The organism is Acinetobacter sp. BHS4, assembly GCF_018454425.1.
GTDB classification, from domain to species: domain Bacteria; phylum Pseudomonadota; class Gammaproteobacteria; order Pseudomonadales; family Moraxellaceae; genus Acinetobacter; species Acinetobacter pittii.
The window spans coordinates 3,842,146-3,856,479 of the sequence record NZ_CP075323.1; the positions used below are offsets into that span (position 1 = coordinate 3,842,146).

Here is a 14,334-nt window from a genome sequence, read left to right on the forward strand (position 1 = left end):
ATTTTTTATTTTATTTACATCAACTTAATCAAAATTCATTAAATATATTTCTAATAGATAAATCTTTTTTTCGCATAAGTTTATAGCCTATTGTGTTTAGCTTTTTTTTGCATAAATAAAGACCGAATACTTATTTTTTCTGAAATAAAAATCCATTTAGGGTGTCTGCTCATCCAATTATTTTTTCTTTTTCTCTTTCGGGGAGCACGAAATCTCATGGCACTTTTCAACACCACTTCATGGGCAAAATATTCAGTCATCGCGGCCAGCCTTGCAGGAGTGATGATGTTAAGTGGTTGTGCCAAAAAAGAGGAACAAGCCACCACAACCTTAAATATCGGCTATCAAAAATATGGGATTCTTCCTATTTTAAAGGCTCGTGGTGACTTAGAAAAAGCATTAAAAGAACAAGGCGTGCAAGTGAAATGGGTTGAGTTCCCTGCTGGCCCTCAATTGCTTGAAGGTTTAAACGTAGGAAGTGTTTCACTCGGTGAAGCAGGTGAAGCGCCACCGATCTTTGCTCAGGCTGCCAATCCAAATTTAGTCTATGTCGCAAACCAACCTGCTGCGCCAAAAGCTGAAGCACTATTGGTACAAAAAGACTCTCCAATCCAATCTATTAAAGATTTAAAGGGCAAACGTGTTGCTCTTAATAAAGGCTCGAATGTTCATTACCTATTGTTAAAAGTTTTAGAAGCCAACAACTTAAGCTTAAGTGATATTCAACCAGTTTATTTGCCGCCATCAGACGCACGTGCTGCCTTTGAAAAAGGTGCTGTCGATGCATGGGTGATTTGGGACCCGTTCTTTGCAGCGGCTGAACATCAAATTCAGGCCCGAGTTTTAGCAACAGGCGAAAACTTGGTGAGTAATCATCAGTTCTATTTAGCTGACCGTAAATTTGCAGAAAATAATCCGAAAGTACTCAACACTGTTGTACAGACACTTAACCAGACCACTGAGTGGGTAAGTTCACATCAGGATGAAGCTGCCAAGTTACTCGAAAAACCTACCGCACTTGAGTTTGATGTACTCAAAACTTCAATTTCACGTATGGGTTTTGGAGTTCAGCCAATCTCTGACAAGGTGGCACAAGAACAACAACAAGTAGCTGATGCTTTTTATGCACAAAAGCTCATTCCAAACAAACTCACCATTCAAGATGCCATTTTAAAACTGAAATAAACCCAGCTTGGGCACGGCTTAAATAATCATATAAATGCTGTGCCTGACCTCAAGGGGAACAAGGATATCAATATGCAACATCAGTCATTATTTAGTAAGAGTCAGTGGACACAATTAATTAAGCGCCTCAGTGCATTCACTGTATTAGGCTTAACAATCGCAGCGCCAGCTTGGGCAATTGACCCAACTGTGAAAGAACTTCGTATTGGTTTTCAAAAAAGCTCAATTAACTTTGCAATTGCTAAACAGCAAAAGCTATTTGAACAAGAATTCCCAAATGCAAAAATTACTTGGAATGAGTTCCCTGCCGGTCCACAAATTTTAGAAGCTTTAGCTGTCGGTTCGCTTGATGTAGGCGTTACTGGAGATACACCTCCTGTCTACGCACAAGCGGCTGGCAAGCCTTTATATTACATTGCTTATGAAGCGGCTAAGCCATTGGCATCGGCAATTTTAGTTCCAAAAAACTCGCAACTAAAACAGCTTAAAGACCTAAAAGGTAAACGTATTGCGCTGCAAAAAGGTTCAAGTTCACATTACTTACTTGTACAAGCCGTACGTAAAGCAGGCCTAAACTGGAGCGATATTACGCCCATCTGGCTTACCCCTGCCGATGCTCGCGCAGCATTTCAAAAAGGTGCCGTTGATGCATGGGCCATTTGGGATCCTTACTTCGCTTCAGCACAACTAGAAGACCAAGCTCGTGTTCTTGCATCGGGTAAAGGCTTAAGCCCGAACTATACATTTTATTTAGCAGCTCCAAATTTTGTTAAACAACATCCGAAAGCTGTTTCAGGGCTCATCAAACAAATCAATCAAGCCGATAAATGGGTTCAAAGCCATCAAGCAGAAACGGCAGGTGCGATTGGCCAAAGCACAGGGCTTAAGCCTGCAACCAGTGATTTATTTATTAAACGCCGTCCGCGCCCTTCATCAGCCGCTCCTCTTAACAGCAAAGTGATTGCTGAGCAACAGCAACTCGCAGACATCTTTACTCAACAAGGCATCATCCCTAAACCAATCAGCATTAAACAAGCTGTTTGGGGCGCCAAGTAATTTCAATAGATATATAGGTAATGCACATGAAAATTTTCTGGTTTATTCCTACCCACGGTGATAGTCGCTATTTAGGTACAAGTAAAGGCGCTCGTCAGGTTGACCATGCCTATATGAAGCAAATTGCTGTGGCAGTAGATAATTTAGGTTACGAAGGTGTACTTATTCCAACAGGTCGTTCATGTGAAGACCCTTGGATTACGGCGGCTAGCCTAATTGATGCAACTCAACACCTTAAATTTTTAGTTGCATTACGACCAGGGGTAACCACACCAGCTTTGGCAGCACGTATGGCTGCAACGTTTGACCGCTTGTCGAATGGTCGTGTATTACTCAACTTAGTGACTGGTGGTGATGAGGCTGAATTACGCGGAGATGGTTTATATGAAGATCACTCAACACGTTATCAAACTGCCAATGAATATGTAAAAATCTGGCGTGAAATTTTGACACGCTCACATACGGGTGAAGCTTTTACATTCCACGGTGAACGCTTACAAGTAGATGATGCAAAACTACTTTACCCACCTGTTCAAAAGCCTTACCCCCCACTTTGGTTCGGCGGCTCTTCAGACGTCGCTGTCGATTTGGCTGCTGAGCAAGTTGATACTTACCTTACGTGGGGCGAGCCACCAGCAGCAGTTAAACAAAAGATCGAACATGTTCGCGCCAAAGCTGAGGCTAAAGGCCGTAAATTAACTTATGGCATACGCTTGCATGTGATTGTTCGTGAAACCAACGAACAAGCTTGGGCAGCGGCAAACGAGCTTATCCAATATCTTGATGATGCGACTATTGCTGCCGCACAGAAAAAATTTGCACAAATGGACTCTGTAGGCCAACAACGTATGGCAGCTCTCCACGGCGGTAATCGAGACAAACTAGAAGTATCTCCAAACCTTTGGGCGGGTATTGGTTTAGTTCGTGGTGGTGCAGGTACAGCACTTGTAGGCGATCCTGAAACAGTTGCTGCTCGTATTCAGGAATATGCTGATTTAGGTATTGATACTTTCATTTTCTCAGGCTATCCACACCTTGAAGAATCAATTCGTTTTGCAGAGTTAGTATTCCCGTTATTACCAATTGAAACTCGCGCTAAACTTGCTCAGCCAAATTTAACCGGTCCATTCGGTGAAATTATTGCCAACAATTATGTTCCAGACGAGAAGAAGCAAAATAGTTCCGTCAAGGAGCCTGCATGAGCAAAGCTGAAAGTGTTGTTTCACGTGGAACAAAACAAATCGGGCAGCGTTTGCTGCCTTGGATTTTCCCTATTCTTCTATTGGTTGTTTGGCAAATTGCCTCAAGTTCGGGTCTTTTAGAAAGCCGTATTTTACCTGCACCTACTGCTGTGGTTTCCGCTTTTTGGCATCTACTGGTGAGTGGAGAACTTTGGCAGCACGTTAAAGTGAGTGCAGGGCGTGCTTTACTGGGGTTGTTGATTGGTGGCGGTTTAGGTTTGTTATTAGGTCTACTCAACGGGTCTTCGCGTTTCGCCTCTACCCTGCTCGATACGACCTTACAAATGATTCGTAACATCCCAGCCTTAGCACTTATCCCACTCGTCATCTTGTGGTTCGGTATTGATGAAACAGCAAAATTATTTTTAGTCGCCGTAGGTGTTTTCTTCCCGATTTATATTAATACCTATCACGGTATTCGGTCAGTTGACCCTCAATTGATCGAGATGGGTAAAAGCTACGGACTTTCACGTTGGCAGCTCTACAAAGAAATTATTTTGCCAGGTGCGATGCCTTCTATTTTAGTGGGTTTACGCTTTGCTTTAGGTTTGGTTTGGGTATTGCTCATTGTTGCTGAAACTATTTCAGCTCAAGCAGGTATTGGTTATATGACCATGAATGCACGTGAGTTTTTACAAACGGATATAGTTCTGGTTGGTATTCTTCTGTACGCCTTACTAGGCAAACTGGCAGATGTTTTAGCACAGCTTTTGGAACGCTATTTACTACGTTGGCACTCTGGATATCAGAAATAAGGGAGCTTAGAACATGACAAATCTGAATTTAAATATTAATCAGAATGAAGTGCAGCTCATTCCGGAAGAACCAACAGAATCTCAAGAATCTGTATTAGGGGCAGAGATTCTGATTGAGCAACTTTATAAATTCTATGGCGAGGTAAAGGTCCTCGAAGATCTTGACCTACACATCCAGCCGGGTGAGTTTTTAGCAATTGTTGGTCGAAGTGGTTGTGGCAAAAGTACGTTACTACGTTTAATTGCCCAACTTGAAAAAGCCAGTTTTGGTGAAATCAAATTTAAATCTGCCCGACATTTGCGTGAAGGCATTACAAACGATGATATTCGAGTAATGTTCCAAGATCCTCGTTTGCTTCCTTGGAGAAATATTCTTCAAAATGTTCAACTTGGGCTACCAAAATCGCAACATGCTTTAGCAGAAGAATTACTAGAAAAAGTCGGTTTAAAAGAGAAATCAGGACAATGGCCTTCCCAACTCTCAGGTGGTCAACGTCAGCGTACAGCTTTAGCACGTGCACTTTCGCATACACCCCGCATATTATTGTTAGATGAACCGTTAGGTGCATTAGATGCTCTAACTCGGCTTGAGATGCAAAGCTTGATTGAACGTTTATGGAAAGAGCAAGGCTTTACTGCAATTTTGGTCACACACGATGTGAGTGAAGCAGTGCAATTGGCTGACCGTATTATCTTATTAGATAAGGGCAAAATTGCTCAAAGTTTCCAAGTTAATTTGCCGCGTCCGCGTAAAAAAAGCATTACTTTTGCTCAGCTTGAGCAACAAGTACTCGATGCGGTTTTAGCAACTTAAGGTTGCGATGAGTAATGACAACTGTTCAACCGAAAAATGCCCAATTTACGAGCAATAAAACTGCTGCTTTATTGCTCTTTTTTAGGGCGAAATTTAAAAAATATTTTTAAGAATAACAATAAACTAGTGAATCTCTCTATTTTTTGCACAATAGTATATCTATTACGCAAATAACTAGCTGTTTTTTGATTAAAAAAGCAAGACACCTGTGCACAAATCAAACAATTTCCCTTACAATGGGAATATTATTTTTTTAATTATGCAGCAGATGGAACAAAAAAAGAGTACCCAAAAGCGCAATCAGCTTCTTGCTGCGGCCCTTGACGTATTTTCAGTCTATGGGTTCAGTGGAGCAAGTCTGGATGAAATTGCCCAACTCGCCGACATGCATAAGTCGAATATTTTCTATTACTATGAAAATAAAGAGTCTTTATATGTAGAAGTGCTCACAACCGTTTTACAAAAATGGTTGGCCCCATTACAAACTTTAGAAGCTGAATTAGAACCAGCCGAAGCCTTATCTCACTATTTAATTCAAAAAATCGAACTGTCTCGTAGCCAACCGAAAGCATCTAGATTGTTTGCATTAGAAATTATTCAAGGCGCTCCACATATTTTACCTATACTGAAAGGGCCTTTGAAAAAGCTATTTAAGCGCAAAGCCAAGGTCATTCAGACTTGGCAAGAAGAAGGAAAGATTTCCCCAGATATCGACCCAGAATTATTAATCTTAAATATTTGGGGCCTTACGCAAAACTATGCAGATTTTGCAACTCAAATGGAAATGGTGACCGGTAAAACGCTTCGTAACCGCAGTATGTTCCAGCGTTCGATTGAGCATACAGTCCACCTGATGCTCTACGGCGTATTGCCTCGTTAAAACAAAAAAAAGATCGGCAAATTTGCCGATCTTTTTTTAGAAATGGTTTTGATAAAGAGCTAAAAGTTTCTGGGCGCCTAACAATAAATTTTCTTCCCAATCCAGATGCGCGGTGTCATCTGCCCCATCAGTAATATACTTCACCGAAATTAGTCGTACGCCTAACTTATGGCATACTTTGGCTAAAGCATAGCCTTCCATATCCACGACATCACACGCGACTTTTGGATGACCTGTTTCAAATGAGTCTCCAGTTCCACATACTGCTTTTGGCAAATCAGCAAAATGTGGTTGAAGATGAATTTCAGCTGGCAAGTGATCATCTAACGGCGTTACCCCTACTTCGAAACCTAAGGGAGAAACATCCATATCACGTTGTACAAAAGTTTTTACTTCGACCAAATCATGTCGATTAAATGCAGAGCTTCCAGCTGTACCGAGGTTAATTAAAGTTTTGCATCCTGTTTTTTGGATAACTTCAAATGCTTTAAAGGCAGCATTAATCTTACCAATACCACTGTAATGGACTTCTACACCTGCTTGTTCAAATAAACCCTTAGATTCATTAGGAAGTGCCATAATTAAAGCAATATCAGTGTTCATTCAAAAAGCTCAAATCAAAATTAAATAAGTTAGAAAATAAGTATAAATGAGGTGCAAAAGCTTTTTGCACCTTTTCATCATTACTGCACTTTTTGTTGTAAAGCGATTAAACACGGTGAAAAGAACAGTTGACCGCTATATGCGCCTGCAAGCGTTTTCTTCATTACCACGCCCCACATTGCCAATAATAAAAAACTCAATGCCACAGCAACGTATTGTAAAAATACAACTTCAACCTGATGTCCTAAGTTAAATAGTGCGAGAATAAATACGCCTAATGGAAAAGTTAAGCCCCACCAACCCAAGTTAAATGGAATACCTGTCTTTGCGTGACGAAGCGTTGTTAAAATCGCAAGACCAAGCCACCATAACCCAAAGCCTAAAAGTACAAGACTACCTACAACTCCTAAGGCTTGAAAGATATTCGCAAATTGGTCAAATCCTACGTTTGGCAACACTCTTTGTGCCTGCTGCCCTAATAACAATAAACCTAATGCACCTGTACCAATCGGGCCTAAAGAAAGCCAGCTAGAAATAGCGACTTCTTTTTCAGGTAACTGATGCAAAGCCATACGCAACATTAAAATTGTCAAAATAGCGAATGCTGGTAAAACAGAGATTCCCCAGAGCACATAACCAGCCAGTAATAGATGAAAGCTGTGCACATCTGCTGGTAAATGTGCAACCAACATCCCCGCAGAACTTGCTGCTACTTCACAAGCAACTACAGGTAAAAGCCAGATTGCGGTCATCGTATGTAACTGATGGTTCTGACGGCTAAACATACAAAATGGCACGATCCACGCAATTGCTAGCGCTAAAAAGACATCGATGTACCATAAAGCTTGGGCGATATGGATTGCGACTTCACCGTAAAGCCCAAAACCGAAGCTTAGAAACCCGTTTAATATCGTTGCGAGCCCCATCGGGATAGCCCCTAAAAACAAGCTCATATTTGGATGATTAAAAATTTGCTTCGCTTCATGAGGGAAAAGAAACCACCGCAATAAATAAAGAACTGAAAAAACGCTGAATAAGATAATATTAAATTGCCATAACCAAGCAGCTAGCTTGAATAAAAATGATTGAGCAAATGGCAGCTGGATTAAAATCATACTCACCACGCCAGTACCCATAGTCGCTGTAAACCAATTTGGGGTAAAATGTCGTATAACATCTTTGCTTTGATTTAATTGATAAAAAGGTTTTTTCATCTTAGTTCTCTAATCAAAGAGTGGATAAAGGCATAGTAGAGCAAACCAATAATAAGAAAAATTGATTTATTTTTATTTAATTCATCAATATTTTAAATATAAAGATATTCATATTGAAAAATAACTGAGTAAAAACACAACAACAAGACGAATCTGTGAGATTATGGCAATATATAGCCCTTGCAAAAATAGCCATATTTTAAGTTCATGAAACTGCTTCGTCTTAATGCGTTATCGCCCAATTTTCAGTTACCTCAAACAGCGGTGACTATTGGTAATTTTGATGGTGTCCATTTAGGCCACCAAGCGATGATTGCTCAACTCAAAAACATTGCTGCAGCACAAGGCTTAAAAACTTTGGTCATGATTTTTGAGCCACAACCTCTTGAGTTCTTTAAAGGTTACGATGCACCTCCTCGTATTAATTCATTACGGGAAAAAGTTGAATACCTAGCTGAGCTTGGCGTTGACTATATTGCGGTTGCTAAATTTGATGAACATTTCCGTAGCATGAGCGCATCTGCCTTCGCAGATTTATTAAAAAATAAATTAAATGCCCAGTCATTAGTTTTAGGGGATGACTTTCATTTCGGTAAAGACCGCCAAGGCAATAGTGAATTTTTAAAAGATTATGGCTTCCAAGTCACAAATTTACATACCATTGAACTTGAAGGTGAACGCGTAAGTTCAACCCGTATTCGCCAAGTACTTCAAGTGGGTAATCTCGCTTTAGCAGCTAAATTATTAGGCCGTCCGTACAGTATTACTGGACGTGTCCAATATGGCGACCAAATTGGACGAACTCTTGATTTTCCAACCATTAATGTTCGTCTCAACCGCCACAAACCTTGTTTAAACGGTATTTATGGCGTTGAAGTCATTTGCGAAACAACTTCACTCACTGAAAAAGTACGCCAAGAAACACCAGAGAAACCGGGAATTGCCGGATATCATGAAAATAGCCTCTATGGCGCAGGTCATGTCGGTACACGTCCCGCCATTCAGCAAGAACATCCAGAATGGAGATTAGAAGTACATTTCCCTGATGTTTCTGCTAATCTGTATGGCTTATTTATGCGGGTGACTTTTCTTCACTATCTTCATGGTGAATTGAACTACCCTTCGCTTGAGGCACTTAAGGCAGGAATTGATAATGACGTGCAACAGTTACGACAATATCGTAACGACACGACACAATTTCCTTTTTAATTCGAATTTTGATTGTAAAACATGTCAGCTCCCAAGCTGATTAAACTGGAAGAAAACTTGCATGAGCGATAAGCAAACTCCTGAGAATGCAGTGGACTACAAAGCCACGCTAAACCTGCCGGATACTCAATTTGCAATGAAAGCAAATTTGGCAGTACGTGAAGTGAAATGGTTAGAAGAGTGGTATACCGACAACATTTATCAGCAGATTCGTGCATCGCGTATTGGCAAGAAAAAATATATTTTGCATGATGGCCCTCCATATGCGAACGGTACAATTCACTTGGGTCACGCGGTCAATAAAGTACTCAAAGACGTTATTGTAAAAAGCCGTACGCTTTCAGGTTTTGATGCACCATATGTTCCAGGTTGGGACTGTCATGGCTTGCCAATCGAACTAAAAGTCGAAGAGAAAGTGGGTAAAGTGGGCGAAAAAGTTGACGCAGCAACTTTCCGTAAACTTTGCCGTGAATACGCGCTAAAACAAATTGATTTACAGCGTACTGACTTTAAACGTCTTGGTATTTTAGGTGATTGGGATAATCCTTATCTCACCATGAATTACAAACAAGAAGCCGATATCGTTCGTGCTCTAGGTCTCATCCAGAAAAATGGCCATATCCAGCCAGGCTTAAAGCCAGTGAACTGGTGTATGGACTGTGGTTCAGCTCTTGCTGAAGCAGAGGTTGAATACGAAGATAAAAAATCTGACGCAATTGACGTTGGATTTGGCGTTGTCGATCTAAAAGATTTAAGTGCTCGCTTAAACATAGAAGTTCAAGATCCGACAGATATCGTGATCTGGACCACTACACCTTGGACATTACCAGCTAACCAAGCAGTTGCGTTGCATGCCGAAATTGAATATCAATTGGTACAAGTGACAACTGAGCGCGGTAAGCAAAACTTCATTCTTGCTAAAGACCTAGTTGCTTCTGCGATTGAGCGTTACAAGCTTGAAAATCCAGTTGTTTTAGCTGATTTTACAGGTTCGGCTCTTGAAAACCTTACCTTACAACACCCTCTACTTACTGATCGTCAAGTTCCGGTTATTTTAGGTGAACACGTTATCGCAACAAGCGGTACAGGTGCCGTACATACAGCACCTGGCCATGGTGCAGACGACTATAAAGTAGGTCTTCAATACAACCTTAAAGTAGATAACCCAGTGGGTGGTAACGGTGTTTATCTTCCAACTGCTCCAATCTATGCTGGTGAGCACATCTATAAAGCCAATCCAAAGATTATCGAAGCTTTGGGCGCTGTAGGCCGTTTATGGGCTCATCAACCAATTAAACACAGCTACCCACACTGCTGGCGCCATAAGACTCCTATTATTTTCCGTGCTACACCACAATGGTTCATTAGCATGGATCAAAAAGGGTTACGTGAAGGTGCGCTTAATGCTATTGAAAATGATATCGAGTTTGTACCGAACTGGGGTCAAAACCGTATTGAATCAATGATCGAAGGTCGTCCGGACTGGTGTATTTCACGTCAACGTACTTGGGGTGTTCCAATTCCATTCTTCGTTCATAAAGATACGAACGAATTACATCCGCGTACACCTGAACTCATCGAAGAAGTTGCTCAACTGATCGAAGAAGAAGGCATTGAAGCATGGTTCAAACGTGAAGCAAAAGACTTCATCGGTGAAGATGCTGAACAATATAACGCTGTTCGCGATACACTCGATGTATGGTTCGACTCTGGTACAACGCATTACGCTGTACTTGAGCAACGTGATGAATTAGAAAGCCCTGCCGATTTATATTTAGAAGGTTCAGACCAACACCGTGGTTGGTTCCAATCTTCTTTATTAACGTCTATGGCAATTCACAATCGTGCACCATATAAGGCCTTGTTAACACATGGTTTTACAGTGGATGAAAATGGTCGTAAGTTATCAAAATCTTTAGGTAACTATATCCCACTTGAAGAAATCATCAAACAGCTTGGTGCCGATGGTTTACGTCTATATGTAGCTTCTAGTGACTACCGTTATGAAATCGCAGCATCGAAAGAAATCTTTAGCCGTGTAAGTGATAGCTATCGTCGTATTCGTAATACTCTACGCTTCTTACTTGCCAATCTAAATGGTTTCAAACCAAGTACTGATGCTTTGGACGTAGATGACCTTATTGCTCTAGATCAATACATCTTACAGCGTGCAAATGAAGTACAACAAACCATTATCACTGCCTATGAAGAAATGAACTTCCATGTGGTGTGTAGTGCGTTAACGAGCTTCTGTATTAATGACTTAGGTGGTTTCTACCTAGACATTATTAAAGATCGCCAATACACCACTAAAGCGGATTCTCAGGCACGTCGTTCTGCTCAAACAGCGCTTTACCATATTGTCCAAGCATTTATTCGTTGGATGAGCCCAATCCTAAGCTTTACCGCTCAAGAAGCTTGGCCACTGATTCCAGAACAAACTGAAAAGTATGTATTTACATCAGAATGGTATGACTTGCCTGTTTCATCAAAAGCAAACTTGCTTTCTGAAGAAGATTGGCAAACATTGATTAGCGTAAAATCTGCAGTAAATAAACAGATTGAAGCAGCACGTAACGCTAAACTTGTCGGCAGTAATCTTTCAGCCAAAGTTGAACTTTGGGCAAGTGAATCATTACAAACAGTTTTAAACCAACTGGCTGATGAACTCCGTTTTGTTCTTATTACTTCGCAAGTAGTAGTACATCCATTTGCTGAGCGAGGTGAAGCAACTGAAATGGAAGGCTTACGTGTACAAATATCTGCAGCTGAAGGTGAAAAATGTGCACGTTGCTGGCACGTTCTTCCAGATGTAAATACACATGCCGATCATCCTGGTTTATGTGGTCGTTGTATTGTGAACGTCACTGGTCGTGGCGAAGTGAGAAAATATGCCTAATTCACAAGCTAAAAAAGGCTTATTCCAGTTTTATCCACATAATCTGATTTGGCTTGGACTTTCTGTCCTTGCCATTGTATTGGATCAATGGACAAAATGGATTGCAAGTACACATCTCAACTATGCAGATCCTGTACCAGTACTTCCATTTTTAAACTGGACACTATTACATAACTATGGTGCAGCTTTTAGCTTTTTATCTGATGCAGGAGGATGGCAGCGCTATTTCTTCACATCTTTAGCGGGCTTAGTTTCAGTACTTTTTGTATTTTGGTTAATGCGTATGCCTAAAAAAATGGTGGTACTACCTGTAGCCATCGCTTTAATTTTAGGTGGAGCTTTAGGCAATTTAATTGACCGTATTACCCTAGGTTATGTGGTCGATTTCATTCATGTTTATTACCAAAATCATCACTTTCCAGCTTTTAATATTGCGGACAGTGCCATCACCCTAGGTACGATTTTGCTACTCATTGATACATTCTTCCTTGAGAAGCAACGTAACCAAAATTCGGATGCATAATATGACCGAAATTATTCAACCTAACGAAGAAATTCGTATCCAAGAAGGTTCTAAAGTCGATCTACACTTTTCTGTAGCTATCGAAAATGGTGTAGAAATTGACAATACACGTAGCCGTGAAGAGCCAGTTAGTCTGACGATTGGTGACGGAAACCTTTTACCAGGTTTCGAAAAAGCATTATTCGGTTTACGTGCGGGTGACCGCCGTACAGTACACCTTCCACCAGAAGATGCTTTTGGTCCGTGGAATCCAGAAAATGTTCAAACTTTCGATACAATTAAGTTTGAGCAACGCCCTATTCCTGGTCACATGATCGAATTTGAAGATAAGGCAAAAACCACCTTATTCGGTGTAGTAAAATCAGTTAATGATGACATTACAGAAATTGATTTTAATCATCCATTAGCTGGGAAAAATATTACCTTTGAAGTGGAAATATTCAAGGTTACTCCTGAAGGCCAACAAGGCATTAAGCTAATGTAAATAAAAAAGCCCTCTAAATGAGGGCTTTTTTATGATTCAATTTTTATTAGAGACATAAGAATCCTTACAAATTCTATATTCTCTCCTACCTATATAATGAATTAAGTTATAAAGATAAAAATTCTTAGGAAAAATACATGCTGGTCTATATTATCGTAGGAAGTGTTCGTGAAGGACGTACAGCAATTAAAGTTGCCAATTGGCTAGAATCCACAATTCCATCATTTAATCTAGAAGATTTTCAGACAGAAGTAATTGATTTAAAAGAATGGAATTTACCGTTATTTTCAGGCTCTCACCCACCTGCTACCGGGATTTATGATCAACCTAAACAACAAGAATGGGCAGACAAAATTGCTCAAGCAGACGCATTTATTTTTATCAGTCCAGAATACAATCATGGTTACAGTCCAGCCTTAAAAAATGCTTTGGACTATTTAGGCAAAGAGTGGAGTGGTAAACCTGCTGCATTTATTGGCTATGGGTCAACAAATGGCTCTCGCTCGATTAGCCAAATACGTCAAGTCACCTCAAGTTTAAGTATCATTGATCCAAATGCTGTAATAGAGATAAGAGATATATTTAAACGTAATAAAGATGAAAAATTCGAAGCTAATGAGTTTGAAGTAAAAGGTCTTCAATCCATTGTTGAGAAACTACAGAAATATCATTTGTCTTAATTGAACAAAAGGCCCCTTTTCCCAACAAAAGAGGCTTTTTAATTTTATAAACTCTTTAAATATTCCACTACATCAGTATTACCCGCCATTTCTGCAAGTTGTAGTGCTGTATATTCGCTTTTATAAGCAACATTCGCCCCTTTTTCAACTAAGAGTTGAACTATCTCTAAATGGTCATTCTCAGCAGCTGCTTGTAGAGCACTATATCCCTCATCATCTGTCTGATTAGGATCTTCTCCCTCTATTAGTAATTCTTTTACTTGATCTATATCACCTAGAGATGCCCAATAAATCAATGCAGGCAAAGATAGCTCTTCATCATCTTCAGGTATTGGAGAGAAAGAATTGATTTTCATGGACGCACCCAAAAATAATAGAGTTTATCATTATATTCATAGAATACAGCCAGGATACAAATCTAATTTTGGATCTATCTTTTATAAAAATTAAATACCACGCATAAAAAAACACCCCCATTCTTGCGAATGGGGGTGTTTGTAATAATGAGCTGGCGATGACTTACTCTCACATGGGTAACCCCACACTACCATCAGCGCTAAGAGGTTTCACTTCTGAGTTCGGGAAGGGATCAGGTGGTTCACTCTTGCTATGGTCGCCAGCACAACTGTTTATGGATACTTGCTTCGTTTTATTCACTGTGTGATACGTTGCGTTTTCCAAATTTTTACAGATGGGCTGATTGAATCTGATTTTTCGTTGTTCATTTTAGCTAAGTGTTTAACTAAATCAAGTTGCTTTGCATGTTTATGAATCGATTGATGCTTCATATA

At 40.2% G+C, this 14,334-nt stretch carries 15 protein-coding genes and 1 rRNA gene; 11 read left to right on the forward strand and 5 right to left on the reverse strand.

The genetic code is table 11. The annotated features are described in order from the left end of the window. Positions 1-216: 216 nt before the first annotated feature. The 6 genes from KIP84_RS18410 to KIP84_RS18435 all read left to right on the forward strand — a co-directional run bounded on the left by KIP84_RS18410 (position 217) and on the right by KIP84_RS18435 (position 5,931). Complete coding sequence (locus KIP84_RS18410; RefSeq protein ID WP_005804832.1) at positions 217-1,185, forward strand: sulfonate ABC transporter substrate-binding protein; 969 nt, start codon at positions 217-219, stop codon at positions 1,183-1,185. A 72-nt stretch (positions 1,186-1,257) separates the two neighbouring features. Then, positions 1,258-2,241: a sulfonate ABC transporter substrate-binding protein gene (locus KIP84_RS18415; protein ID WP_213689066.1), complete on the forward strand. Its 984-nt coding sequence runs from the start codon at positions 1,258-1,260 to the stop codon at positions 2,239-2,241. A gap of 26 nt (positions 2,242-2,267) precedes the next feature. Continuing rightward, positions 2,268-3,443, forward strand: coding sequence for an FMNH2-dependent alkanesulfonate monooxygenase (gene ssuD / locus KIP84_RS18420; RefSeq protein ID WP_019457892.1), 1,176 nt, complete (start codon positions 2,268-2,270; stop codon positions 3,441-3,443). Then, a complete protein-coding gene (ssuC, locus tag KIP84_RS18425) occupies positions 3,440-4,237 on the forward strand; it encodes an aliphatic sulfonate ABC transporter permease SsuC (protein ID WP_213689067.1) in 798 nt (265 codons plus the stop codon). The genes ssuD and ssuC overlap by 4 nt, the downstream gene beginning before the upstream one ends. A 13-nt stretch (positions 4,238-4,250) precedes the next feature. Further along, entirely contained in the window at positions 4,251-5,051 is an 801-nt protein-coding gene (locus KIP84_RS18430) for an ATP-binding cassette domain-containing protein (RefSeq protein WP_213689068.1), read from the forward strand. A gap of 259 nt (positions 5,052-5,310) precedes the next feature. Continuing rightward, positions 5,311-5,931 carry a TetR/AcrR family transcriptional regulator gene (locus KIP84_RS18435; protein ID WP_009387703.1) on the forward strand — a complete coding sequence of 207 codons (621 nt, stop codon included), beginning with the start codon at positions 5,311-5,313 and terminating at the stop codon, positions 5,929-5,931. Between the two features lie 36 nt (positions 5,932-5,967). Here the strand turns inward: KIP84_RS18435 and KIP84_RS18440 are convergent, their stop codons facing one another. Together KIP84_RS18440 and KIP84_RS18445 are read right to left on the reverse strand one after the other, a co-directional pair. Beyond that, the gene (locus KIP84_RS18440) at positions 5,968-6,534 is read right to left on the reverse strand and encodes a 5'-nucleosidase (protein ID WP_213689069.1); all 567 of its coding nucleotides are present in this window, start codon (positions 6,532-6,534) and stop codon (positions 5,968-5,970) included. Between the two features lie 80 nt (positions 6,535-6,614). Next, positions 6,615-7,748 carry a TDT family transporter gene (locus KIP84_RS18445; protein ID WP_213689070.1) on the reverse strand — a complete coding sequence of 378 codons (1,134 nt, stop codon included), beginning with the start codon at positions 7,746-7,748 and terminating at the stop codon, positions 6,615-6,617. A 207-nt stretch (positions 7,749-7,955) separates the two neighbouring features. Here KIP84_RS18445 and ribF point away from each other — a divergent pair, with 207 nt between their 5' ends. From ribF to KIP84_RS18470, 5 genes are all read left to right on the forward strand, one after another. After that, a complete protein-coding gene (ribF, locus tag KIP84_RS18450; RefSeq protein WP_002120723.1) occupies positions 7,956-8,957 on the forward strand; it encodes a bifunctional riboflavin kinase/FAD synthetase in 1,002 nt (333 codons plus the stop codon). A 61-nt stretch (positions 8,958-9,018) separates the two neighbouring features. Further along, positions 9,019-11,856, forward strand: coding sequence for an isoleucine--tRNA ligase (gene ileS, locus KIP84_RS18455; RefSeq protein WP_213689071.1), 2,838 nt, complete (start codon positions 9,019-9,021; stop codon positions 11,854-11,856). Beyond that, the gene (lspA, locus tag KIP84_RS18460) at positions 11,849-12,379 is read left to right on the forward strand and encodes a signal peptidase II (RefSeq protein WP_005804840.1); all 531 of its coding nucleotides are present in this window, start codon (positions 11,849-11,851) and stop codon (positions 12,377-12,379) included. Before ileS ends, lspA begins: the two co-directional genes overlap by 8 nt. Position 12,380: 1 nt before the next feature. Further along, positions 12,381-12,863 carry a peptidylprolyl isomerase gene (locus tag KIP84_RS18465; RefSeq protein WP_086376339.1) on the forward strand — a complete coding sequence of 161 codons (483 nt, stop codon included), beginning with the start codon at positions 12,381-12,383 and terminating at the stop codon, positions 12,861-12,863. Positions 12,864-13,000: 137 nt separating this feature from the next. Then, positions 13,001-13,543 carry an NAD(P)H-dependent oxidoreductase gene (locus KIP84_RS18470; RefSeq protein ID WP_199978338.1) on the forward strand — a complete coding sequence of 181 codons (543 nt, stop codon included), beginning with the start codon at positions 13,001-13,003 and terminating at the stop codon, positions 13,541-13,543. Between the two features lie 44 nt (positions 13,544-13,587). Here KIP84_RS18470 and KIP84_RS18475 read toward each other — a convergent pair whose 3' ends face one another. From KIP84_RS18475 to KIP84_RS18950, 3 genes are all read right to left on the reverse strand, one after another. After that, positions 13,588-13,899 (reverse strand): ankyrin repeat domain-containing protein, encoded by a 312-nt coding sequence (locus KIP84_RS18475; protein ID WP_069036370.1) that lies wholly within the window; start codon positions 13,897-13,899, stop codon positions 13,588-13,590. 150 nt (positions 13,900-14,049) lie between these two features. After that, a 5S ribosomal RNA gene (rrf, locus tag KIP84_RS18480) occupies positions 14,050-14,164 on the reverse strand. 32 nt (positions 14,165-14,196) lie between these two features. Beyond that, positions 14,197-14,331: a hypothetical protein gene (locus KIP84_RS18950; protein WP_017481231.1), complete on the reverse strand. Its 135-nt coding sequence runs from the start codon at positions 14,329-14,331 to the stop codon at positions 14,197-14,199. Positions 14,332-14,334 lie beyond the last annotated feature (3 nt).